General features: G+C 65.8%; 20 protein-coding genes. 14 read left to right on the top strand and 6 right to left on the bottom strand.

The features are described 5' to 3' along the window. Positions 1-46 precede the first annotated feature (46 nt). Positions 47-520, top strand: a complete 474-nt coding sequence (locus TX88_RS27550; protein ID WP_044522334.1) for a hypothetical protein — start codon at positions 47-49, stop codon at positions 518-520. Positions 521-537: 17 nt separating this feature from the next. Here the strand turns inward: TX88_RS27550 and TX88_RS27555 are convergent, their stop codons facing one another. From TX88_RS27555 to TX88_RS27570, 4 genes are read right to left on the bottom strand one after another with little or no spacing between them, the layout of a single operon-like run. After that, positions 538-1,473 (bottom strand): alpha/beta fold hydrolase, encoded by a 936-nt coding sequence (locus TX88_RS27555; protein ID WP_044524122.1) that lies wholly within the window; start codon positions 1,471-1,473, stop codon positions 538-540. Between the two features lie 23 nt (positions 1,474-1,496). Next, the gene (locus TX88_RS27560) at positions 1,497-1,889 is read right to left on the bottom strand and encodes a Rieske (2Fe-2S) protein (RefSeq protein WP_044522335.1); all 393 of its coding nucleotides are present in this window, start codon (positions 1,887-1,889) and stop codon (positions 1,497-1,499) included. Then, positions 1,889-3,043: an amidohydrolase family protein gene (locus TX88_RS27565; RefSeq protein WP_044522337.1), complete on the bottom strand. Its 1,155-nt coding sequence runs from the start codon at positions 3,041-3,043 to the stop codon at positions 1,889-1,891. Before TX88_RS27565 ends, TX88_RS27560 begins: the two co-directional genes overlap by 1 nt. 22 nt (positions 3,044-3,065) lie before the next feature. Next, a complete protein-coding gene (locus TX88_RS27570; RefSeq protein ID WP_044522338.1) occupies positions 3,066-4,178 on the bottom strand; it encodes an amidohydrolase family protein in 1,113 nt (370 codons plus the stop codon). Positions 4,179-4,456: 278 nt separating this feature from the next. Here TX88_RS27570 and TX88_RS27575 point away from each other — a divergent pair, with 278 nt between their 5' ends. From TX88_RS27575 to TX88_RS27590, 4 genes are all read left to right on the top strand, one after another. Beyond that, entirely contained in the window at positions 4,457-5,461 is a 1,005-nt protein-coding gene (locus tag TX88_RS27575; RefSeq protein ID WP_044522341.1) for an acyl-CoA dehydrogenase family protein, read from the top strand. Then, complete coding sequence (locus TX88_RS27580) at positions 5,462-6,637, top strand: acyl-CoA dehydrogenase family protein (protein ID WP_044522342.1); 1,176 nt, start codon at positions 5,462-5,464, stop codon at positions 6,635-6,637. It begins immediately after the preceding gene. 114 nt (positions 6,638-6,751) lie between these two features. Next, positions 6,752-7,714: an LLM class flavin-dependent oxidoreductase gene (locus tag TX88_RS27585; protein WP_044522345.1), complete on the top strand. Its 963-nt coding sequence runs from the start codon at positions 6,752-6,754 to the stop codon at positions 7,712-7,714. A gap of 25 nt (positions 7,715-7,739) precedes the next feature. Next, positions 7,740-8,822: an NAD(P)H-dependent amine dehydrogenase family protein gene (locus tag TX88_RS27590; RefSeq protein WP_044522347.1), complete on the top strand. Its 1,083-nt coding sequence runs from the start codon at positions 7,740-7,742 to the stop codon at positions 8,820-8,822. Positions 8,823-8,829: 7 nt separating this feature from the next. On the opposite strand, the gene TX88_RS27595 is transcribed toward TX88_RS27590, so the two are convergent. Then, positions 8,830-10,149 (bottom strand): TetR/AcrR family transcriptional regulator, encoded by a 1,320-nt coding sequence (locus tag TX88_RS27595; RefSeq protein ID WP_044522349.1) that lies wholly within the window; start codon positions 10,147-10,149, stop codon positions 8,830-8,832. Between the two features lie 188 nt (positions 10,150-10,337). Continuing rightward, entirely contained in the window at positions 10,338-11,267 is a 930-nt protein-coding gene (locus TX88_RS27600) for an SDR family NAD(P)-dependent oxidoreductase (RefSeq protein ID WP_044522350.1), read from the bottom strand. 159 nt (positions 11,268-11,426) lie between these two features. Here TX88_RS27600 and TX88_RS27605 point away from each other — a divergent pair, with 159 nt between their 5' ends. The 9 genes from TX88_RS27605 (at position 11,427) to TX88_RS27645 (ending at position 22,218) form a co-directional block, all read left to right on the top strand. Continuing rightward, a complete protein-coding gene (locus TX88_RS27605) occupies positions 11,427-13,079 on the top strand; it encodes a nitric oxide reductase activation protein NorD (protein WP_044522352.1) in 1,653 nt (550 codons plus the stop codon). Between the two features lie 156 nt (positions 13,080-13,235). Then, on the top strand, positions 13,236-14,084 hold the full coding sequence (locus TX88_RS27610) for a CbbQ/NirQ/NorQ/GpvN family protein (RefSeq protein WP_044524124.1): 849 nt from the start codon (positions 13,236-13,238) through the stop codon (positions 14,082-14,084). 87 nt (positions 14,085-14,171) lie between these two features. Beyond that, positions 14,172-15,287 (top strand): ABC transporter substrate-binding protein, encoded by a 1,116-nt coding sequence (locus TX88_RS27615; protein WP_044522353.1) that lies wholly within the window; start codon positions 14,172-14,174, stop codon positions 15,285-15,287. Position 15,288: 1 nt separating this feature from the next. Next, positions 15,289-16,419 carry a spirocyclase AveC family protein gene (locus tag TX88_RS27620; RefSeq protein WP_044522354.1) on the top strand — a complete coding sequence of 377 codons (1,131 nt, stop codon included), beginning with the start codon at positions 15,289-15,291 and terminating at the stop codon, positions 16,417-16,419. Continuing rightward, positions 16,412-17,302, top strand: coding sequence for an SDR family oxidoreductase (locus TX88_RS27625; RefSeq protein WP_044522356.1), 891 nt, complete (start codon positions 16,412-16,414; stop codon positions 17,300-17,302). The genes TX88_RS27620 and TX88_RS27625 overlap by 8 nt, the downstream gene beginning before the upstream one ends. Continuing rightward, positions 17,295-18,779: an aldehyde dehydrogenase family protein gene (locus TX88_RS27630; RefSeq protein WP_044522359.1), complete on the top strand. Its 1,485-nt coding sequence runs from the start codon at positions 17,295-17,297 to the stop codon at positions 18,777-18,779. The genes TX88_RS27625 and TX88_RS27630 overlap by 8 nt, the downstream gene beginning before the upstream one ends. Before the next feature lie 12 nt (positions 18,780-18,791). After that, positions 18,792-20,015: a cytochrome P450 gene (locus TX88_RS27635; RefSeq protein ID WP_044522361.1), complete on the top strand. Its 1,224-nt coding sequence runs from the start codon at positions 18,792-18,794 to the stop codon at positions 20,013-20,015. Further along, positions 20,012-20,941 (top strand): SDR family NAD(P)-dependent oxidoreductase, encoded by a 930-nt coding sequence (locus TX88_RS27640; RefSeq protein ID WP_044522362.1) that lies wholly within the window; start codon positions 20,012-20,014, stop codon positions 20,939-20,941. Before TX88_RS27635 ends, TX88_RS27640 begins: the two co-directional genes overlap by 4 nt. Further along, on the top strand, positions 20,938-22,218 hold the full coding sequence (locus TX88_RS27645) for a cytochrome P450 (RefSeq protein WP_044522363.1): 1,281 nt from the start codon (positions 20,938-20,940) through the stop codon (positions 22,216-22,218). The genes TX88_RS27640 and TX88_RS27645 overlap by 4 nt, the downstream gene beginning before the upstream one ends. Positions 22,219-22,241: the final 23 nt, after the last annotated feature.

The raw sequence follows: 22,241 nt of genomic DNA on the forward strand, positions 1-22,241 counted from the left end.
GTTCGGCTGTCATGGTCACATCCCGTCCCCGGTTAGGCTTACCGGCATGAGAACTGCGGTGGTGCGCGTCGGAGTCGACCCGGCCGGTGAGCTCGGGGGCCAGGAGCTATCCGACGGCATGGCAACGCTCCGTGGGTTGCTGGGCGAACGTGGGGCCGAGGTGCTGGACAACCAGCTCGCCGGACTGCCCGCGAATCGCCGCGAGGTCGAGGTGCTGATCGCCGGCAACGACGCACCAGAGCTGCAGGCCATCGCGATGGAACTGTGTGCCAAGGCTTTTGGCACCGCGCCCACGGCTGGGGTGGTCACCTTCGTGAGCCGCGGGACCGACGAGGACGCCCGCGGCGTGCTGGCCGGTTTCGGACTGTCGGGCGACATCGTTCGGTCCGTCGATGACGAGGGCTGGGATGTGGTGACGGTGACCCTGGACAAGGCCGACCTGACCCGCATCCCGGAAAGCCGCGTCCACACCGCCCTGGAGGCTTCGCTGAACTGCGAGGTGCACATCCGGACGGTGTGAGGGCGACGGCACTGCGCTCACCTGGGCTCCGGGGAGGTAGACCCCAGGAACTCGATGATCGCCGGCGCGGCCTGCACCCAGGTGTCGAACATGTTGAACCGCTTGACCTTCCCCGCGGCCCGGTCCTCACCGGCGCGCTCCCAGGCATCCTCGGGCCACGGCGGGTCGATCAGCTTGGAACCCTTGATCAGGCAGCTGACCTCAAGGGAGGTGCGCTTGGGATGGTCCAGATCGTTCTCGCCGCCACGGATGATGAGCGTCGGCACGGTGATGTTGTCGAACATCTCGTCCTCGACGCCGGGAATGGTCTGGCCGGGCTTCGGAACGAACGCATTGAGCCAGCGCAGCATCAGCTTGAGGAACTCATCGGGATCCTGGGCCAGGATGCGGTCGCGGTTCACCGGGTTCTCGGCGGCGCGCTCTTTCCACTCTTCAATGGCGGCAACGGCTTTCATGCCGGCTCCGCGCACGGCCAGGATGCTCGGCACGATGTAGTAGGAGCCGAGCACGAACGACCCGTACACGCCGCCGACGATGTTCCACACCACGAGTTTGGTGACAACCTCGGGGTAGAGCATCGCGGTCAGCATCGAATCGCGGGCCCCGCCGGAACCGCCGGCCAGGATGCACGGGCCGATGCCCAGCTTGGTGATCAGTGCCGAGAGTGTCTCGGCGCGCATGTGCGATTCGCTCTGGCCGTAGAACTGGATGTCCGAGCGGCCACAATTGGGCCGGTCCCACAGCAGCACCCGGTAGCCGCCCTTGACCAGGGCCTGGGCCAGCGGACGCAGTCCCGGAATGTCCTTGCTGAACCGGCCGCCGGGCGTCAGCGCGATGAAATCGCCTTCTTTGCCGAGGATCTCGTAGACGACGTTGCCGCCGTTGATCTCGATGGTCTTCTCGCCCCGCTTGAGTTCCGGGGTGCCCAAAGGAAATTGAATCTCACCCGACATCGATGATTCGCTCGCAAGCTCGCTCATGCCATCACCAACACATCTTCTCCAACCACACGGACCGGGTAGGTACGGATACTCCATTCCGGCTTCACCGCGGTGGTGCCGGTTGCCAGCTCGAAACCCCATTGGTGCCAGGGGCAGTAGATGAACTCCTTGTCGCGCACCATCACAGCGTCACCCGGCACATCGTCGTCGACCACCGTGCGGCCCCGGGCGCGGCCCGAGCACAGCGGACCGCCCTCGTGCGGGCAGTAGTTGGCGATCGCGTAGAAGGTGCCGTTGACGTTGTACACACCGACACCGTGGCGGCCGATCGGCACCAGTTTGTGTGTGCCGGGCGGGATCTCCTCCACGGTCGCGACGACGTGCTCGCGACCCTGAGCGAGCCGGGGGCGCTTGTCAGGCTCGGTCACTAGAACACCCGGACCTGTCCCTCGAGGACCGGGACGGTTTCGGGCAGCTTGTAGGTCTCGATGCCGTTGCGGAACATGATGGCCTCACGGGCGTGCTCGGGCAGGTGCTTGACCAGCCAGCGCGGGTCGTCGAATGTCCAGTGCGGGTAGTCGCTGGAGTACAGCAGGATCTTCTCGCACTCCATCCACTCGAAGGCCCGCGACAGCTCGGTCTTGTCCTCGGGGTAGTCCAAGGGCTGGGTGGAGAACTTGATGTGGTCCTTGACGTACTCGCTCGGCTTGCGCTTGATGTCCATCCAGGACTTGCGCGCCTCATAGATGGCGTCCATGCGCCACATCAGCGGCAGGATCCAGGTGAACGCGTGCTCGATGAACACGATGCGCAGGGTCGGGAACCGGTCGAAGACGCCGTCGAAGATCAGGCTCATCACCTGGTTGGCCGCCAACAGCGAGTACGTGACCATGAAGTCGTGGTTGTAGCTCGGCAATCCCACCGGCGGAAGCGGCAGGTTCTCGAACTCGCCCCGGGACAGGTGGCAGCTCACGGTGATGTCGTGCTTGGTCGCCGCTGCCCACACCGGGTCGTACCTCGGGTCCCCCCATGACGGCCGCGGCTCGGCCTTGATCAGGACCTGGGACATGTACGGGTGTTCGGCCCACTTCTCGATCTCGGCCACTGCCAGTGACGGTTCCTCGATGGCCACGCAGATCGAGCCGCGCCAGCGCTCATGCCAGTTGTTGTGAGGGTCCAGCCAGTTGTCGGCGAGCCAGGAATTGGTGGCGGTGCAGTAGGCCGCGGTGGCCTCACCCAGGCGGCTCTCGCCGTGCGTCGGTTCCAGGATCGCGATGTCCGAGCCGGCTTCCATGATGAGCTGGCGCAGCGCCATATCGGGGTCGCTGCAGGCGAACTCACCGTCCGGCGGGAAGGCGTCGAGCCGCATCGCGTAGGAGTGCGCGTAATCGGGTGCGTCGTAGTAGATCTGGTCGCCGACCGGATGGCTCATGAAGAACTTGCTGCGCCACGGCTCCGGGATGTACTCGAGGAGCTGACCGCGCTTGGGCATGGGGTGGACGTCGGAGTCGACGCACCGCACCGCGATCCGCTCCGTGGCCGGCACCCGTGGATTCGTCGTGATTGGCTGGTTGGTTGACATACAGGGCCTCCCTCACGTGCCTCTACTGTGCCGCAACCGCGGACGTGGGAACTGCGTTTTGCAGTCCGTAGAGCTCTGCGGCATTGCGCCACAACAACTTGTCGCGCTGCTCGGTGCTGAACGCGCTCGGAACGCTCGGTTCGTTCAGCTGCCAGTGCGGGTAGCTGGAACCGAACATCACCATGTCTTCCTTGCCGGTGAAGCTGAACCATTCGCCGGCGAAATCGGTGTCGCCGGGACCGTCGAGCGCGCCCTGCACGAAGTACACGTGGCCGGGCAGGTAGTCGCTCGGCATCTTCGGTGCCCACGGGGTCTGTTCCAGGTGCGGGCGGCCGAAGCAATCCATCCGCCACATGAACGGGGTCAACAGATCCGCGGCGCCGTCGGCCCAGACGAACTTGAGCGTGGGGTTCCGCTCGAACACGCCCTCGGCGATCATGTTCATCAGGTGGTACAGGTAGTTCAGCGCCATGAACCCGAGGTACTGCTCGTAGGTCCGGGCCTTACCGGACGGCGTCGGCGCGAACTGGATGCCGGCTCCACCCTCGATGTGCACGGCCACCGGCAGGCCCGCCGCGGCGGCCGCCTCCCACAGCGGCCAGAACTGCGGCTTGCCATAGAGTTCGCGCGACTGCATCGGCACGCCGATCTGCACCACGCGCGGGTGGTCCTTGTACTTGTCGATCTCACGCAGTGCGCCGGCGATGTCGTCCGGGTTGACCCGGATGGTGCCGCGGAACCGTTCACCGTGTTCGTCGTGTTCGAGCCAGCGGGTCACCATCATCGCGTTGTGCGCGGCGGCCAGCGCGGTACCGAGGTGACGGTCGGGCATGATGCCGCGGGTCATGGGGTGCAGGATCGCGATGTCGACGCCGCGGTCGGTGAACAGATGCCGCGCGGCGATGTCGGGATCCGAGCCGGGGTACTGCCGGTTGGGTCCCTTGGTGTCCTTGGCGTATTCGCCGCCCGGTGCGCCGTACCAATTCATCTCGTAGTCGGGGAAGCCGCGGCTGGCGAACGGTTCCTGCAGGAAGTTCTGCCGCAGGTCCTTGTTCGAACCGAAGAAGACGTGCACGCTCGCGTCGATCAGGGGCGTTCCCGCACTGCCGGGCTGCGCCGGGTCTTTGATTACCAAGACTGTCCTCCGATGTCCGTCCGGAAACGAGCTGCGCACGCGCTGATGACGACGTGCCTCTCGCGCCGGATCTTACAGCCAGTCTAGATCCATATTCTTCTATGGCAAGAACATAGTTCTCAGAACGTCGCGGCCCTTTGTCGCAGGTAATTGCCAGTGCTGGTCACCTGCACAGCGGACTACTACCGAGAACCGGTACTTGCTAGAGGAGAAGGTCACACCATAGAAAGAGAATGCTATTCTCATTTCGAACGTGACAGTGCGGCAGGAGGCGGCGGTTGCTACTCGAATTTGATGCCGATCAGCGGCTATGGCAGGAAACCGTGCGTGACGCGGTGACCAAACAGTGCCCGGCCACGCTGGTCCGTGAAGTGGCTGAGCAGGGTGTCGATCCGACACCGCTGTGGCAGAGCTATATCGACCAGGGCTGGACCGAGCTCACCGACTCGGAGAACGCGGTGGAACTGGCCATCGTGCTCGAAGAGCTCGGCCGGGCCACCGACCTGACGCCATACCTGGCGACCATGACGCAATATGCGCCACTGGCGGGGGACCGCTTCGATGCGGCCAAGGCCGGCACCGCGGTGTACAGCGGCGTGACGGCCAACCGGGATGCCACCGGCTGGGTGCTGACCGGAACCGCCCATCACGTCCTCGAGGGGGACCGCGCGCAGAACCTGGCTGTGGTGACCGACGGTGGTGTGTTCCTGGTCGACGCCGCCAAGGTGTCGGCCAAGCGCAGCCCGGTCTTCGATCCGGTGCTGCACGTGGCGGAGGTGTCGTTCGACGACGTGCATGTCGACGACGCGGATCGCATTCACGTGGATACGGAGAAGGCTCGTCACCTGGCCCTGACCGGCATGGCCGTCACGATGGTCGGAGCCTGCCAGCGGGTTCTCGATCTGGCCCTCGACCACGTCAAGCAGCGGCAGCAGTTCGGTGTGGCGATCGGGTCGTTCCAGGCCGTGCAGCACAAGGCCGTCGACATGCACGTGGCCATCGAAAGAGCACGGGCACTCTCGTACTTCGCCGCGCTGACCATCGCCGCCGACGACCCGCGCCGGCGGCTGGCATCGGCGATGGCCAAGGCCGCCGCCGGGGAGTGCCAGGCCGTGGTGTTCCGGCATGGCCTGCAGCTGTTCGGGGCCATGGGCTTCACCTGGGAGAACGACGTGCAGTTCGCGCTCAAGCGGGCCAAGGCGGGCGAGCTCCTGTTGGGCGGCGCCGCCGAGCACCGCGCGTTGATCGCCGCCGAATACCGCACGACCTACAGGGGCCTGTAAATGCAGCTGACATTCGATTCCGATGTCGAGGAGTTCCGCGCCGAGTTCTCCGCATTCCTCGATGCCAACCTGCCCTCGGAGGCGCAGACGCTCGAGCGGCCCCGGTCGGTGTCGCACATGCCGCAGTGGGCCCGCGACTGGCAGCGGCTGCTGTTCGACAACGGGTGGCTGCTCCCGGCCCAGCCGCCCGAGTTCGGCGGGCGAAACGCGTCGGTGGTGCAGACCTTCGTCCACCTCGACGAGCTGTGCCGGCGCCGGATCTACCACAGCTTCAACCCGCAGGGCGTCAACATCATTGCGGCGTCGCTGCTCACGTTCGGTTCCGAGGAGCAGAAGCACCGCTGGGCGGTGCCGGTGCTGCGCGGTGAGAAGACCGCTTCGCTGGGGATGAGCGAGCCGAGCGCGGGTTCGGACCTCGCGTCCCTGCGTACCCGTGCCGTCCTGGACGGGGACCATTTCGTGGTCAACGGCCAGAAGGTGTGGACCTCTGGCGCCCATGACGCCGACTTCCTGCTGACCTTCGTGCGCACCGACCCGGATGCGCCGAAGCACAAGGGAATCAGCGTGCTCATCATCCCGACCGATACGCCGGGGGTGGTGTGCCGGCCGTTCGCCGACATGACCGGTGAGGAGAATCTCGACTTCAACGAGGTGTTCTTCACCGACGCCCGGGTGCCGGCCGAGAACCTTGTCGGTCCGCTCAACGGCGGATGGGGTGTGGCCAACGGATCGCTCGGGCACGAGCGCACGATGATGTGGCTCGGTTTCGCCGACCGGATCGACAACATGCTGGCCGACTTCCAGCCCAAGACCGAGCTGGAGCGTGACCAGTACGCCACCACGATCATGGACTATCAGGCCTTGCGGGCCATGGGATCCGCTGGGCTGGCGAAGGCTTCACGCGGCGAGGCGGACACCGCGTCGGTGTCGGTGCTCAAGCTGTTCGGATCCGAGGCCGAGCGCAACGCGTTCGAGAATGCGCTGACCGCGGCCGGTCCCGACGGGTTGATCCACCCGACCACCTCGGGTCCGTACGAGCACATGAACCTCGACCACTACTTCGCCAGCTGGTTCGAGCGTTATGCCAGGAGCTTCGGCGGCACCATCGCCGGCGGGACTTCCGAGATCCAGCGCAACATCATCGCCACCCAGGTGCTGGGGCTGCCGCGCCGCTGAATTCGTCGCGCCGACCAAACGCGAATGTCCCCGAGATCACCGGATCTCGGGGACATTCGCGTCTGCTCGCGGCTACCGGTGACGCGGAACAAAACTTAGGTTACAGTCGGCGTGATGTTCACGCTGCGATTCGACATGCGTGCGCCGCATACCTCGACGACCGACCTCTACGGCGCCGCCATCGACATGTGCGCATGGGCCGAGACGCGCGGCGCGGTGATGGCAGTGCTGTCGGAGCACCACGGCACCGCCGACGGGCACCTCGCCGCGCCGACAGTCCTCGCCTCGGCGATTGCCGCCCGCACCGATCGACTGCCGATTCTGCTTGCCGCGGTGCCGATTCCGTTCTGGGATCCGGTCCGCCTGGCCGAGGAGATCTGCGCGCTGGACATCATCAGCGGTGGCCGGGTCTCGTATGCCTTCGGCATCGGGCATCGCGCCGAGGAATACGAACACTTTGGTGTGGAGATGAGCGCGCGCGGCAAGCTGGCCGACGAGAAGGTGGCACTGTTGCTTCGTCTGTTGGCGGGGGAGACCGTCGACCATGACGGCCGGCGGATCACGGTCACCCCCGGATGTGCGAGTCCGTCGGGACCGTACCTGCTCATCGCGGGCGGCACCCGGGCCGCCGCGCGACGTGCCGCCCGCCACGGCCTCGGGTTCATCTCGCAGTCCGCGACCCCGGGACTCAAGGAGTTCTACGAGTTCGAATGCCGGGCCAACGGCCACGAACCCGGTGTGGTCCAGTTGCCCGCGCCGAACACGCCCACTGCGGTGTTCGTGGCCGACGACGCGGACCGGGCATGGGATGAGCTGGGCCCCTTCCTTCTTCACGACGCGGTGACCGCTGCCACCTACCGGCACGGCGACAACACGGTCGCGAGCATCTCGCGCGCCCACACCGTGCCGGAACTACGGGAGGCGGGTGGCCCCTATCAGATCCTGACCGTCGACGAGGCCGCCGGTTACATCCGTGCGGGCAGACCGTTGCCCCTGCTACCGCTGTGCGGAGGGTTACCGCCCGACGTCGCCTGGTTCTACCTCGAACGGGCCGTCATGGCGTCCGAACGGGCATGACCGAATGTCGGATGAGGAGTCAAGCATGACAACACCTTTGCGACCCCTGCGGACCGTCGTCTGGTCGACGGGCGGCGTCGGATCGATCGCGATCGACGCGATCGCCCGGCGCCCGGATCTCGAACTGGCCGGTGTGTGGGTGCATTCGCCGTCGAAGGTCGGACTCGACGCGGGTGTGCTCGCGGGGCGTGCCCCCCTCGGCGTGCCGGCCACCGACGACGTCGAGGCGCTGATCGCGTCGGCTCCCGACTGCGTGGTGTACGCGGCGAGTGGGCCGGACCGCGATGCCGGCGCGGTGCCGGACTACGTGCGACTGCTGAACGCCGGAATCAACGTGGTGTCAACGACATCGACCGGCCTGGTGTACCCGCCGGCCTATTACTCGGCGGAATGGCGAGACCAGTTGGAGGCTGCGGCCAAGGCCGGAAATTGTTCGTTCTACGCATCTGGGGTCTTTCCCGGATTCGGCTCGGATCAACTGGCGCTGATGCTGGCAACCCAATCCAAGAAGATCGACCGCCTCACGGTCACCGAGGTGTCCCTCAACGATCACTATCCGGTGGCCGACGTGATGATGGACGGCATGGGTTTCGGGCGCCCGCTGGATTTCGAGCCGATGCTCAAAACCCCGGGCTTCATCGAGATGGCTTGGAAAGCACCGATTCACATGATGGCCGATGCGCTCGGGGCCGAGGTGTCCGAGATTCGGGGATCCCTCGATCGCAGGATCACCGACCGCGACATCACTGTGGCGTTCGGGACCATCGCCGCCGGAACCTGCGGTGCGGTGTGCACGCGCGCGGCCGGTGTGGTGAACGGACGTGAGGCCATCGTGGTCGAGCACATCATCCGGATGTCGCGCGACGTCGCACCCGATTGGCCCGCGTCGGAATTCGATGCCACCTACCGGGTGGACATCGAGGGTGATCCAGACATCCACTGTGCGATGAACCTGGGGGCGGCCGAGGGACACGGCGCCGGGCAGGCGGCGATGGCTGCCACCGCGATGCGGGTGGTCAACGCGATCCCCTACGTTGTCGACGCGCCTGCCGGCTTGTTGAGCTCGGTCGATATCCCGAACACGTTGCCACGGTACGTTTTCGACTAGTCCGCGATCAGCGGACGACCACACCGCGCAGGCTGGTGTCCCGGACGTGGATCTGCGATGCGCGGGTGCCCAATTGCCGAAGAATGTTCTCCGGTATCCATCCCACGCCGATGACCGACCGGGCCAGGATCTCGTTCGAGGGGCTGTCGATACTGATCTCACCGGCCTTGATCCCTGCGGCGAGAAGCGCTTTGACCTGCTTGACGCGCTGCATGAACAACCAGCCGGGGTTGGGGGTGTCTGGCGGCGACTGGCGCATCCACGCCAGCTGGATCCGGAACTCATCTCCGAACTGATCCAGCGCGTTGGTGTGGATCCAGCTCAGCGCGTCGAGCTTTTCGATGGTGGTGCCTTCGGACCCGAGGACCTCTGTCCAGCCCACCGCGATCTTCTCGCCGAAGGACTGCATGATCGCCGCCAGCAGTTCGTCCTTCGACCCGATGAGCCGGTACACCGTGCCGGTGCCCATGCCTGCCGCCGAGGCGATATCCCGCACCGTCGTACCCTCGTAGCCGCGCCGGCCGAACTCGGCCCGCGCCACCGCCCGGATGTGGGCGGTCTTGTCATCGGCCTCGGACTCGGCCTCCTCGATCCAGCTCCGGACCACGTCGTCGGCTGCCACGAACGGGACGGACTTGTCGAGTTCGGCGTCGGTGGGCTGACCGGTGGACAAGCCTTCCAGAAGGATCCGGCACAGCAGGGTGGCGACCTTCTCCGGAGCGGCATTGTGGCGCATGACGTCGAGTCCGACCTGCAGCATGGACTGGCAGATCCGGTCGGCCAGCACGGCCAGGTCGACGTCCGACCGCAGGTAACCGGCCCATCGTGCGGCCCGCAGGGTCTGCTGCATGGCGTCGAGCGTGGCGGTCGGGCGGCGCTGGGCCAGTGCGACGAGGTCGGGGTTGGAACTCGGGCTCTCGTAGAACGACATCTGGAGCGCGGCCCGGTGTGCGACGGCGCACCGCGCGATGTCCGAGCCGAGTTCGGCGATACGGTCGAACGGCGACGCCGGATCGGGACCGTCCAATCGGCTCTGCGCCTGCGCGGCAATGCGGTCGAGGTCCTCGTGATACCGCGCGAGCAGTTCCACCAGGATCGCTTCCTTGGATTCGAAATGGTGGTACAGGCTGCCCGGAAGAATGCCTGCCGCATCCGCGATCTCTTGCAGCGACGTACGAAGGCCCGACGTGGCGATCAACGTGGCAGCGGTCTCGAGGATCTCGGTCCGGCGCGTGCGATCCTCAGCAGCGGAGCCGGCGTCGATTGCGCGACCTGGGGTGCGCTTGAGCGTCCTGCGCTCCCCAGGCGTTACCTGGGGACGGCCCACAGCGACTCCACGATGATTGCTGGCTCCCGTCATACGATTTGGGCGACTGACCCAATATTTGGTTAGAGGCTACCAGAACAGTGCTGGTGCGCTGGGGATCCCGTGCAGCCGTATGCGCCGGTAGAGCACTCGCGCCCGGCGTCCGCGACGTTGCGCCGAACGGGTCGACCGCAACGCCGCCGTCCGGCTCACGCAGTGACGCCGAGCCGTTCGGTCACCCCGAACACTTCGTCGTAGATCGATCCCGGAATCGTGAAAGGCTCGGTCGCAGCGACTTCCGAAAGGTGCGCGGCGATGTCGTCGGCGCTCGGGTCGGAGTCCGGTGGCGCCATCCAGCCCTCGCCCAAACCGACGAACACGCGGGCGAAGCGGCCTGCGCAGGCCGAGAAGTTCTGGTGGCTGAGCCCGCAGTCGCGGCTGGCCAGGTACACCACCAGCGGGGCGACCAGTTCCGGCCGGATCGCCTTGAAGAAGCCATTGTCCTCAAGGACTTTCGGATCGCCCAGGGTCTCGGTGACCATTCGCGAGATACCGAACGGCAGTACGGTGTTGGCCAGAATCCCGTGCGGTGCGCCCTCGAGTGCGATCACGTTGGTCAACCCGACCAGCCCGGACTTGGCCGCGGCGTAATGTGCCTCGAGGTGCTGGCCGAACATGCCCGCCGACGATGCGACGAACACGAACCGGCCGTAGCCCTGGCTCTTCATCACGCGGTAGGCGGGCTGGGCGAGGTAGAACCCGCCGTCGAGGTGAACGCTCAACATGCGTCGCCACTCATCGGCGGACAGCTCCTCGAACGGGATGCTGTTGAAGATGCCGGCATTGCTGACCACGGCGTCGAGCCGGCCGAAGCATTCGACCGCGGTGCGCACGATCGCCTCACCGCCCTCCGGGCTGTCGACCGAATCATAGGATGCCACGGCGGTGCCGCCGGAGGCCGTGATCTCCTCGACGACCTGATCGGCGACCGCGGTGTCGGAGCCTTGGCCCGCCATCGTGCCGCCGAGGTCGTTGACCACGACAGCGGCCCCGCGCCGTGCCAATTCGAGCGCGTACTGACGGCCTAGGCCGCGGCCGGCGCCGGTCACCACGGCGACCTGGTCGTTGAAGTCGATCACTTTGTAGCCCTTGCTCGTTGATGTTCCGGCTTGGCGTCGATTGACTCCGGTGGTGCCGAACTCTACGGTGGAACAGATATTTGGTCAACGCGGTGCGTGCAGCGGAGGTATCGGGTGTCTGACGGTGGCGGAGACGGCGGCCGATTCTCGGGGCTGGGAATGCTGGCATCCGCGCTGGCAGCGCGTCCGGTCGCGGTGGCCCCGGCCGACGCGGGCAGCGCACCGTGGACCGATGGCAAGACCGTGTTCGTCGACCCGTCGGCGCCCGCACGTGCACGGCTCGAATCGGTAGCCGTGCAGGCGTCGCTGATCGCGGCAGGCAGCCTGGACCCCGATGTGGTCGGAGCCCTGGTCCGGCATAGGCGATTGGCCGAACGCTACCTGGCCGTGGAGGGGCACCGTGCGCTGTTGGCCAACCACGCACTCCTGCCGAATTCTCTTGGCGCCCTGACTGACCGAAGTATCGCCGAACGCAGCGATTCGGCCGCATCGTCCCTGGCGATCGCCCGCGGGCGGGATGCGCTCAGCGCCCCGCCTGCGGGCTTCGGGGTGATTCAGGCCAAGAAGGTCCTGGCGGCGTGCGCGGCGGTCAAACCGGCCGATCAGCAGTCGGTGGGACATGTGCCGCGGCGGCAGGGCAAGCAGGAACTCGAGGAATTGGAGGAAGACGACCCCGATAGTTGGGACGACTCCGATGACCCCGATCTGTTCTCCAGCCCGGTCGGCGGGGGCGGGGCCATCGGAAAGTGGCTCAAGAAACTGCTGTCCTCGTCGCGCAAGACGGGTGGCAGCGGTGGGGGACCGCCGGGCGCCGACTCGCCGACCCACCGCACCAACTCGACCAGACGCGGGGTGCATGCAGTCTCGTCGCTGGCCACGGTGTCGTCGGAGGAAGTCGTCGACATCAAGACCGAGGGCGTGAAGTACCCGGAATGGAACGCCGACCGGGGGATCTATCGGCTTGACTGGTGCACCGTCCGCGAGGCTGACCCGCAGGTCAAGGCGCACGCCACCCAGCAGATCGAGGATGCGATCAGCGTGCGGCGCCCGCTGGCTCGTCTCGGCATGGGTCTGCACCGGCGTCATCGCCAGCCCCAGGGTGACGACATCGACATCGATGCCGCGCTCGAGGCGCGCGTGGAGGTCCGAGCCGGATCGGTACCCGATGAGGCCGTCTATCTCGACAGTCTGCGAAGGCGCCGGGACTTGTCGGTGCTGTTGCTGTTGGATGTGTCCGGCTCGACGGCGGAGCCGGGCGCCGTCGGCCGTACCGTGCACCAGCAGCAGCGCACGGCGGTGGCGCACCTCATGGTCGCGCTGCATGACCTGGGTGACCGGGTGTCGCTGTACGCCTACTACTCCCAGGGGCGGTCCGCGGTGACCATGGTCCCGGTGAAACGGTTCGACGACCACCTGGACGCGCAGGTGATCCGAAGGCTGAACAGTCTTGAACCCGGCGCCTATTCGCGACTCGGAGCGGCGATCCGGCACGGCTCGTCGGTCCTGGAGAAGCGCGGTGGCACTTCGCGGCGACTGCTGGTGGTCCTGTCCGACGGACTGGCCTACGACCACGGCTACGAGCGGGCCTACGGCGCCGCGGATGCCAGACGCGCCTTGGCCGAGGCGCGGCGCCGGGGGACCGGCTGTGTCTGTCTGACCATCGGCGCCAGCACCGACGTGGAGTCCTTGCGCCGGGTGTTCGGTAGCACCGCGCACGCCACCATCTCCAGTCCCGACCAGCTCGCAGGCGTCATCGGGCCGCTGTTCCGCTCGGCGATTCGCTCTGGCGAGGTTCGTCGGCGGGTGTCCTGAAGGTAGCTCTGTTGCGGTGATGTCAAGTCCCAGAATGGCATTGGCATCATCGATGCTCGCGCAACGACTGGGCAACAAGTGCTTGAAACAAACATCTGTTCCGCGTTAGGCTCGCTTCAGTACCGCAGTGTCGCGGATACGACGAAAGGTGTGTTGATGGCCAACGAGTCCGGACTCGCTCACCAGAACGGAGCCAATGCGCAGACCCTGAGCGCGCGTCCCTATTACAAGCCGGTCGGCAACGAGGAGACGGTGTTCAAGGCGGCGTACCGCCAGGGTCTTTCGCTGGTTCTGAAGGGTCCGACCGGGTGCGGCAAGACGCGCTTCGTCGAGGCGATGGCCCATGACCTCGGCCGGCCGCTCATCACCGTCGCCTGCCACGACGACCTCACCACCGCGGATCTCGTCGGCCGGTATCTGCTGCGGGGCGATGAGACGGTCTGGATGGACGGCCCGCTGACCCGCGCGGTGCGCGAGGGCGCGATCTGTTACCTGGACGAGGTGGTCGAAGCCCGCCAGGACACCACCGTGGTGCTGCATCCGCTCGCCGACTATCGCCGCCAGCTGCCGATCGAGCGCCTCGGTATCACGCTGGACGCGGCGCCGGGGTTCGGTCTGGTCATGTCCTACAACCCCGGCTATCAAAGCGTTCTCAAAGACCTCAAGGACTCGACCCGCCAGCGGATGGTGGCCATCGAGTTCGGCTTTCCGGAACCCGAAGTCGAAGAGGGCATCATCGCCCACGAGGCGGGAGTCGATCGTTCCACCGCGGCCGAGCTGGTGCGGTTCGGGCAGGCCATCCGGCGCCTGGAGACCGGTGGCCTGCGCGAAGTCGCGTCGACCCGCGTGCTGATCGCCGCTGGGCGCTTGGTCGCCGAGGGGCTGCCCATGACCGTTGCGGCCAGGGTGGCGGTCGCGGGACCGCTGACCGACGACGTGGCCGTGAGCCGCGGTTTGCACGAGCTCATCGACGTCTACCTGGGCGGATCGGCGGCTGGTGATTGACGCCGTGCAGTACCCCCGTTAGGTTCAGAACAAATATTAGGTCGACCCCGGTGTTCCTGCGACGAACGCCCGCACCATGGAGGTCAGATGTCATACGAGAGCACTGCGGAGCCCATCAAGGTCGGCTACCTGATGGACTTCACCTTGCCGCCCGGGTTTCCGGACGAGCTGCTGGCTTCATTCACCCAGACGTTTGACCTGGTGTTCGAGGAGGCCGTCGAGCAAGGGCTGATGGATCGGCCGGTGCAGATGATTTACCGCGAGGTGGAGGGGCTGCCCAAGGGTTCGGTGAAAGCGGTCATCGATGCGTATGGCGAACTCGTCGACGAGGGCTGCCTGGTGGTGTTCGGACCGAACATCACCGACAACTGTGTCCCGCTCCGGGAGGCGATCGAAGAGCGCTTCAAGGTGCCGGCCATCAGCGTCACGGGAACCGACGACTGGCTCGGGGAGTGGACGTTCGCTTTTCCCCAGGGATCGATGACCGACGAACCCATCTTTCTGGCGGACCTGGTCGCGAAGCGGGGCCTGACCGAGATCGGCGTACTCGTCGAGCAGAACCTCATCGGCGACAGCTACCTGAAGAATCTGCGAACGGCCTGTGCCCGCAAGGGCATTCGGATTGTCGCCGAAGCCGCGATCGCGCAGACGGCGCAGGACATCAACGCCGCGGTGAGCACGCTGCACGAAGCGAAGGCCGAGGCGATCGTCCATCTCGGGTTCGGTTTCGGCATCGTGTTCATCAACCCGGCGCTTGAGGCCGTCAACTGGGATCCCCCGCGCTTCACCACCACCGCGTTCCAGAACGCCTGGGTCAACCCGATCATGTGGAATGCGTTTCTCGGCTGGGTCGGGGTCGATCAGTACGACGAGGGCAACCTGGTCGGACAGGCCTGGCTTGACCGATACGCCAAGCGGTACAGCGGAAGTCGTCCCGAGTACTGCGTGTCGGTGGTCAATCACGACGTGGCCGCCACGCTGGTGCGCGCCTTCACCGATGCCCATCCGCTGAGCCCGCGCGGCGTCAAAGAGGCACTTGAGCGCGTGAAGATGATGCCCGCGGCGTCTGGCGCACCCGGAACCCGGGTGTCCCTGGGGAAGTGGACACGGCGCGCGTGGATGGGATCGGGCTATCTGGTCGCCCGGACCCTCGATGCGGACGGCATCAATTCGCACCTGGTCGACCGGTTCGGGGAGGAATGACGTGACCACCAGAGAATCGCTACCGCCTGATACCCAGGTCAAACCGCCGCCACGCAAGGGCCCGAACTGGGGTCGCGTGATCGCCCTGCTCGCTTGGCTCGGCTTCTTGGGGTTGTTCGTGGCCGTCGGGCGGACCGACGTCGACCCGCGGGTGGCCAACCCGAACGTCGAGGGCCGGCCGCGTCCCGTCGCGTTCCTGACCGCGTTCGATCACTGGCAGATCATCCCGCAGGTGGGCGCCGTGATCATCGTCGTGGTGTTCACCGTCATGTTCATCGTCGGTTGGCGGAAGAACCCCGGCAGTCCGGTGCTGCTCATGGTCCTGGTGACGACGTTGATCGTCTGGCAGGACCCGATCATGAACTGGTCGCCGTATGCGGTGTACAACCCGATGCTGCTGCACTGGCCGGAGAACTGGTACCTGATCATGATGTCGCCGACGGTGGAGCCGTTCATCGTGTTCGGTTACGTCCTGTTCTACTTCGGCCCGTACTTCCCGGGGATCTGGATCCTGCGCAAGCTGCAGGCCAAGCGCGGTCCCGAGGCATTCGTCACCCGGCACCCACTGATCAGTTTGGGCGCACTGGTTTTGGTCATCGGCTTCGTCTTCGATGCCATCCTGGAGGTCAGCCTGGTCCGCACGGGGCTGTACATCTACTCGCAGGCCATTCCGTTCGGCACGCTGTTCCCGGGCAGCACCTTCCAGTTCCCGTTGATCTGGGAATCGCTGTCGGTGACCTTCGTGATGGTCCCGGCGGCGATCCTGGTCTACCGCGACGACACGGGAAAGTCGGTGGCCGAGAAGCTCGCCGCGAAGGCGAAGCTGTTCCCGTCGAGGCCGGTACTCGGCACGTTCCTGGTGATGTTCGCGATCATCAACGTGTCGTACTTCGCCTACGGCAGCTGGTTCTGGGTCATCAAGGCCAGCGGCGCGGCAACCTCCGTCGCCTGCCCGTGGCCCTTCCCCGAAGCCAAGATCTATGACCCACAAGGGTTCTACCGGGCGAACGGAGCCGAGGGGCCTTACTCGGTAGGCAAGTGGTCCACCTGGCAGCAGGGGCCCGCTCGCAATCCCGACGTCGAGTTGGGTTCGACGAGCAACCGGTGCGCGACGGGTGGCCAGGATGGCTGAGCCGCGGGCAGTCGTCATCACCGGGGCGTCCCGGGGACTCGGCTTCGCATCTGCCACGCGCCTTTATCGCGAGGGGTGGCGCGTGGTGGCTGCGATGCGGAGCCCCGAGAAGGCGATGCCTGTGCTGCGGGAGGCGGCCGGAGCCGGCGAGGACGACGACAGGCTGATCGGTGTCCAGCTCGACCTCACCGACGGAGCGTCGATCGCGGCCGCAGCCAAGAGCATCACGGAGGCGGTCGGCGCGCCGTATGCGTTGGTGCACAACGCCGGCATCTCCGCAGCGGGAATGGTGGAGGAAACATCGCCCGACCTCTGGGAGCGCATGTTCGCCACGAACATCTTCGGCCCGGTGGCGCTCACCAAGGCTCTGCTGCCGACCATGCGAGAGGCCGGCCGTGGCCGCATCGTGCTGATCTCGAGTGCCGCCGGTGTGCGTGGAATGCCCGCAACCGCACCGTATTCCGCGGTCAAGGGCGCACTGGAGCGATGGGGTGAATCGATGGCCGGGGAGGTCGCGCCCTTCGGGATCGGTGTCACCATCCTGGTCACCGGGACCTACGACACGGAGATCATCACCGACGCGGGAACCACAGACGACCGTGATCTGGACGGACCCTATGCTCCCCACCACCGCACGATGGACAAGCGCGGGCGGGCCATGATGAAACGCGCGGCCAGGCCACCCGAGAAGTTCGCCGAAGGCCTGGCGAAAGCGCTCGACAACTCGAAGCCGTTCGTCAGGACCGCTGTCGGGCCCGATGCACGAATGTTGTTGATCGCCAATCGTTTGATCCCGGCGGCGGGATTGCACCAGATGACCCGGCTGATGATGGGCATCCCGCGGTTCGGCGCACTCCGAGGGGAAGGCACCCGCCATGGCTGAGCGCTCGAAAGTGACCTTCGAATCGAGAATGCTGATCGACGGCAAGCTCGTCGACGGCGAGGCAGGCACGTTCACCAACGTCAACCCGGCAAATGAAGAGATCCTCGGAGAGGTCTCGGATGCCTCGAAGGCCGACATGAACCGGGCCATCGACGCCGCCCGCCGGTCATTCGACGAGACCGACTGGTCGACCAACCACCAATTCCGCAAGCGGTGCCTCGAACAACTGCATGAAGCGATCGAGGGCGAGTTGGAGGAATTGCGCGAGGAACTCATCTCCGAGGTGGGCGCTCCGCGAGCCGTGACACACGGACCACAACTGGATGCCCCGCTCGCCGACGGCCTCAACTATCCGGCCCGGCTGATCGAAACCTTCCCGTGGGAGACCGATCTCGGTGACACCGTGGTGTCGGTCACCGGCGTGAACACCACGCGCAAGGTGTGGCGTGAACCGGTCGGGGTGGTCGGTGCCATCGTGCCGTGGAACTTCCCGTTCGAGGTCGCCATCAACAAGCTGGGCCAGGCGCTGGCAACCGGCAACACGGTGGTCCTCAAGGCGGCGCCGGACACTCCCTTCAATGCCACGCGGCTCGGCCGGCTCATCTCCGAGAACACCGATATCCCCGCGGGTGTGGTGAATGTCGTGACGGCATCGGACCACCTCGTCGGAGAAGAACTGACCCTGTCGCCCAAGGTCGACATGATCTCGTTCACCGGGTCCACGGCGGTGGGCAGGCGGATCATGGAGAAAGGTGCCGCGACGATGAAGCGGCTCTTCCTCGAACTCGGCGGCAAGTCGGCGACGATCGTCTTGGAAGACGCGGATTTCAACACCGCCTGCCTGATCGGTATCGGCCCGTTGCTGCACGCCGGGCAGGGCTGCGCCGCTCCTACCCGGATGCTGTTGCCGCGTTCCCGTTACGACGAGGGCGTTGCGATTCTGAAGGCCATCTACGAGAACATCGCGCCCGGAGACCCGCAGGACCCCGGCACCCTCTGCGGCCCGGTCATCTCGGCCAAACAGCAGTCCCGCATCCTCGGTTACATCCGCAAAGGCGTCGACGAAGGTGCCACGATGCTCGTCGGCAGCACCGAGGCGCCCAGCCAGTTCGACAAGGGTTTCTGGGTCAACCCAACACTTTTCACCGACGTGGACAACTCGATGACCATCGCCCAGGAGGAGATCTTCGGACCCGTCCTCGTGGTGATTCCCTACGAGGACGAAGACGACGCCATCCGGATCGCCAACGACAGCCCGTACGGTCTCGCCGGCAACGTCATGTCGAGCTCGCTGGATCGTTCACTTGCCGTCGCTCGCCGGCTGCGCGCCGGGTTCATCGGCCTCAACGGCACCGCGGGCTACGGGGCCGACACACCGTTCGGCGGCTACAAGAACAGCGGTGTCGGTCGCCAGAACGGCATGGCCGGATTCGAGCAGTACACCGAGATCAAGTCCGTCGCCTATCCGGCGATATAGAGGAGAACTTCTGTGGAACAGCTTTTTGACGACCTCGAGGACTTCGGCTCCTTCGACGATGCCGTCTCGGGAGACGTCCGGGATCCATTCCCGGAACTGGCCAGGCTTCGGCGCGAGGAGCCTGTGCAACGGATCGACATGTCCGCGATGCCTGGCGAGCAGGGCAAGCCCGTCTTCATCGTGTACCGGTACGAAGACGCCCAGCAGATGTTGCGTGACAATCTGACATTCTCGTCATCCGGTGTCATCGCGGCATTCGGCCCGGTGCTCGGCGATCGCGTGATGCTGGGCATGGACGAGCCGGTGCACGGCCGCCTGCGATCGCTGGTGTCGAAGGCGTTCTCGCAAAAGGCCCTGGCGCGTTGGGAAGACGAGCTGGTCGGTCGGGTGGCCAACGAGCTCATCGACAAGTTCGCCGCCGACGGCAAGGTCGACCTGGTGAAGGCATTCACATTCGACTATCCGAGCCGCATCATCGCGGGTTTGTTGGGATTGCCGGAGGAGGACTACCCGCAATTCCAGCGCTGGTCCATCTCGCTGCTGAGTTGGATCATGAACCCGGAACGCGGACTGGCGGCGTCGGCCGCGCTGTGCGAGTACTTCGCACCGATCCTGCAGGCCCGGCGCGCCGAGCCCAAGGAAGACATGATCAGTCTCCTCGCCGAGGCCGAGATCGACGGCGAGAAGCTCACCGACGAAGAGATCTTCTCGTTCCTGCGACTCCTGCTGCCGGCCGGGGTGGAGACCACCTATCGGTCGCTGGGCAACCTGCTGTTCGGGTTGCTCTCGGACACAACGCAGCTGGACGCGGTCCGGGCCGACCGGTCGTTGCTGCCGCAGGCCATCGAGGAAGCGGTGCGCTGGAACCCGCCGCTGCTGACCATCACGCGCACCACGACGTGTGACACCGAGCTCGGCGGCGTTCACATTCCGGAAGGCTGTTCGGTGATGCCGATGCTCGGGTCGGCGAATCGGCAGGACGACCGGTGGGCCGATCCGGACGCGTTCGACATCTTCCGTACGTCCAAGGGAAATCTCGGCTGGGGCCATGGGGTGCACGTGTGTCTGGGCATGCACCTCGCTCGGCTCGAAATGCGCACTGCCATCAACCTTCTGCTGGACCGACTGCCCAACCTGCGGCTGGACCCGGACGGAGACGACCCGCACATCCGTGGGCAGGTCTTCCGGTCGCCGACCTCGCTGCCGGTGCTCTTCGATCCGGCCGGCGCCCGATGACCGAACTCCGTTACGACGGTCGGGTGGCGATCGTGACAGGCGGTGGCAGAGGCGTCGGCCGTAGTCACGCACTGTTGCTGGCCTCGAAGGGCGCGCGCGTCGTCGTCGCCGACTACGGCGTGGGCATCGACGGTGACGGCTCTTCGGCGGAACCGGCCACCGAGGTGGTTGCCGAGATCAAGGCGGCAGGCGGCGAGGCGGTGCCCTGCTTCGCGTCGGTGGCCGACGAGGCCGGCGCCGCCGCGATCGTCGACACCGCCCTGCAGACCTACGGGCGCCTCGACGCCGTGATCAACAACGCGGGTATTCACGTCGCGGGCGCACTCCTCGACCTCAGCACCGATCAGTTCCGCTCGATGCTCGACGTTCATTACCTCGGAACGCTTTTCGTGACGAGGGCTGCCTGGCCGCATCTGATGCAGGCCGGCTACGGCAGGGTCGTCAACACGGTGTCCGAGGCCATGCTGGGCGGGATACCCGAACACACCAGCTACGGCGGTGCCAAGGGCGCGGTATTCGGGTTGACCCGCACGCTGGCCAGTGAGGGCCTGGCACACGGAATCCTGGTGAACGCGATCGCGCCGCGCGCATTCACCAGGATGTCGGCGGCGCAATCCGACAAGATCGCGGCCAACCACGGCATCTCGACGGAACTCATGGATCAGATCAACGCCGCCATGCCGCCTGACCTGTGCGCCCCCGCCGCGGCATTCCTGGCACACGACTCCTGCCAGTTGTCCGGGGAGATCCTGCGGGTCGGGCTCGGAGGAGTTGCCAGGATCGCCGTAGTGGCCTCGCAGGGTATCAACCAGACCCCGTTGACCGCGGAGGACATCGCCGAAAACCTCGGCACGATCATGGATCTCAGCACCGGACAGGTCTTGGAAGTAGCTTCCGGCCGACCCGTACAGGAGGCGAAACAATGACCGAAATCCGTTCCGGCTTCGAAGAGGTGGATTTCTTCACCGACGCATCACTGGTGCCGGACCCCTACCCCTACTTCGACCACCTGCGATCGAAATGCCCGGTGGCCCATGCCACTCCGTTCAACGTGCTGGCCGTCACCGGCTACGACGAGGCGCTGGCCGTCTACAAGGATCCGGCGTTCTCGTCGTGCGTGTCGGTGGCGGGACCGTTCTCCGGCCTGCCGTTCGGACCGGGGGAGAGCGACGACGTCTCGGAGCTGATCGAGGAGCACCGGCTGGCGGTGCCGATGGGCGAGCACATCACCTCGCAGGATCCTCCGCTGCACACCCGGACGCGCGGTCTGATGAACAAGCTGATCACTCCCAAGCGCCTCAAGGAGAACGAGGACTTCATGTGGCGGCTGGCCGATCAGCAACTCGACACCTTCGTCGACCGCGGATCGGCCGAGTTCCTCGCCGATTACGCCAAGCCGTTCTCCCTCTTGGTCATTGCCGATCTGCTGGGCGTCCCGGGCGAGGACCATGAGGAATTCAAGGCGGCGTTCGCCCTGGAAACGGTCGGTGAGCTCGGTAAGGAGGCACCGACGACGCACAACCCCCTGCAGTGGCTCAACGACAAGTTCTACGCCTACATCGAGGACCGCAGGCGCGCACCGCGCGAGGACGTGCTGACCGGCCTGGCGCTGGCCAAGTACGAGGACGGATCGACGCCCGACATCGAGGACGTCATGAACTTGTCGACGTTCCTGTTCGCAGCGGGTACGGAGACCACGACGAAGCTGGTCAGCTCGGCAGTCCGGTTCATCGCGGACAACCCGGGATTCGAGACGATGCTGCGCGACGACCGGGGCAGGATCCCGTCGTTCCTCGAAGAAACGCTGCGGATGGAGAGCCCGGTCAAATCTCACTTCCGGATGGCCAGCAAGACCACCAGTATCGGTGACATCGAAGTGCCCGCCGGAACCACCGTCATGGTGCTGCCGGGGGCGTGCAACCGTGACGAGCGAAAATTCCCGGACCCCAACACCTTCCAGCCGGATCGTGGAAATGTGCGCGAACAGATCGCGTTCATCCGGGGAGTGCACTCCTGCCCGGGCGCGCCACTGGCGCGCGCGGAAGGCCGGATATCCCTGAACCGGATCTTGGACCGGATGTCCGACATCACGATCTCCACCGAGCACCACGGTCCCGCCGAGGACCGCCGGTACACCTACGAGCCGACGTTCATCATGCGTGGGCTCAGCGAGCTTCACATCGAATTCAAACCCGCCGCCTGACCGGCCAGCACAACTAGGAGCAC

Source organism: Mycolicibacterium septicum DSM 44393, from assembly GCF_000455325.1.
Taxonomy (GTDB): Bacteria; Actinomycetota; Actinomycetes; order Mycobacteriales; family Mycobacteriaceae; genus Mycobacterium; species Mycobacterium septicum.

Coding starts and splice junctions, on each gene's coding strand:
- TX88_RS27555 (WP_044524122.1), bottom strand. CDS start 1,473: ATGTCGGGTGAGATTCAATTTCCTTTGGGCACCCCGGAACTCAAGCGG.
- TX88_RS27630 (WP_044522359.1), top strand. CDS start 17,295: ATGGCTGAGCGCTCGAAAGTGACCTTCGAATCGAGAATGCTGATCGAC.
- TX88_RS27585 (WP_044522345.1), top strand. CDS start 6,752: ATGTTCACGCTGCGATTCGACATGCGTGCGCCGCATACCTCGACGACC.
- TX88_RS27645 (WP_044522363.1), top strand. CDS start 20,938: ATGACCGAAATCCGTTCCGGCTTCGAAGAGGTGGATTTCTTCACCGAC.
- TX88_RS27550 (WP_044522334.1), top strand. CDS start 47: ATGAGAACTGCGGTGGTGCGCGTCGGAGTCGACCCGGCCGGTGAGCTC.
- TX88_RS27590 (WP_044522347.1), top strand. CDS start 7,740: ATGACAACACCTTTGCGACCCCTGCGGACCGTCGTCTGGTCGACGGGC.
- TX88_RS27610 (WP_044524124.1), top strand. CDS start 13,236: ATGGCCAACGAGTCCGGACTCGCTCACCAGAACGGAGCCAATGCGCAG.
- TX88_RS27625 (WP_044522356.1), top strand. CDS start 16,412: ATGGCTGAGCCGCGGGCAGTCGTCATCACCGGGGCGTCCCGGGGACTC.
- TX88_RS27640 (WP_044522362.1), top strand. CDS start 20,012: ATGACCGAACTCCGTTACGACGGTCGGGTGGCGATCGTGACAGGCGGT.
- TX88_RS27565 (WP_044522337.1), bottom strand. CDS start 3,043: ATGTCAACCAACCAGCCAATCACGACGAATCCACGGGTGCCGGCCACG.
- TX88_RS27615 (WP_044522353.1), top strand. CDS start 14,172: ATGTCATACGAGAGCACTGCGGAGCCCATCAAGGTCGGCTACCTGATG.
- TX88_RS27605 (WP_044522352.1), top strand. CDS start 11,427: ATGCTGGCATCCGCGCTGGCAGCGCGTCCGGTCGCGGTGGCCCCGGCC.
- TX88_RS27580 (WP_044522342.1), top strand. CDS start 5,462: ATGCAGCTGACATTCGATTCCGATGTCGAGGAGTTCCGCGCCGAGTTC.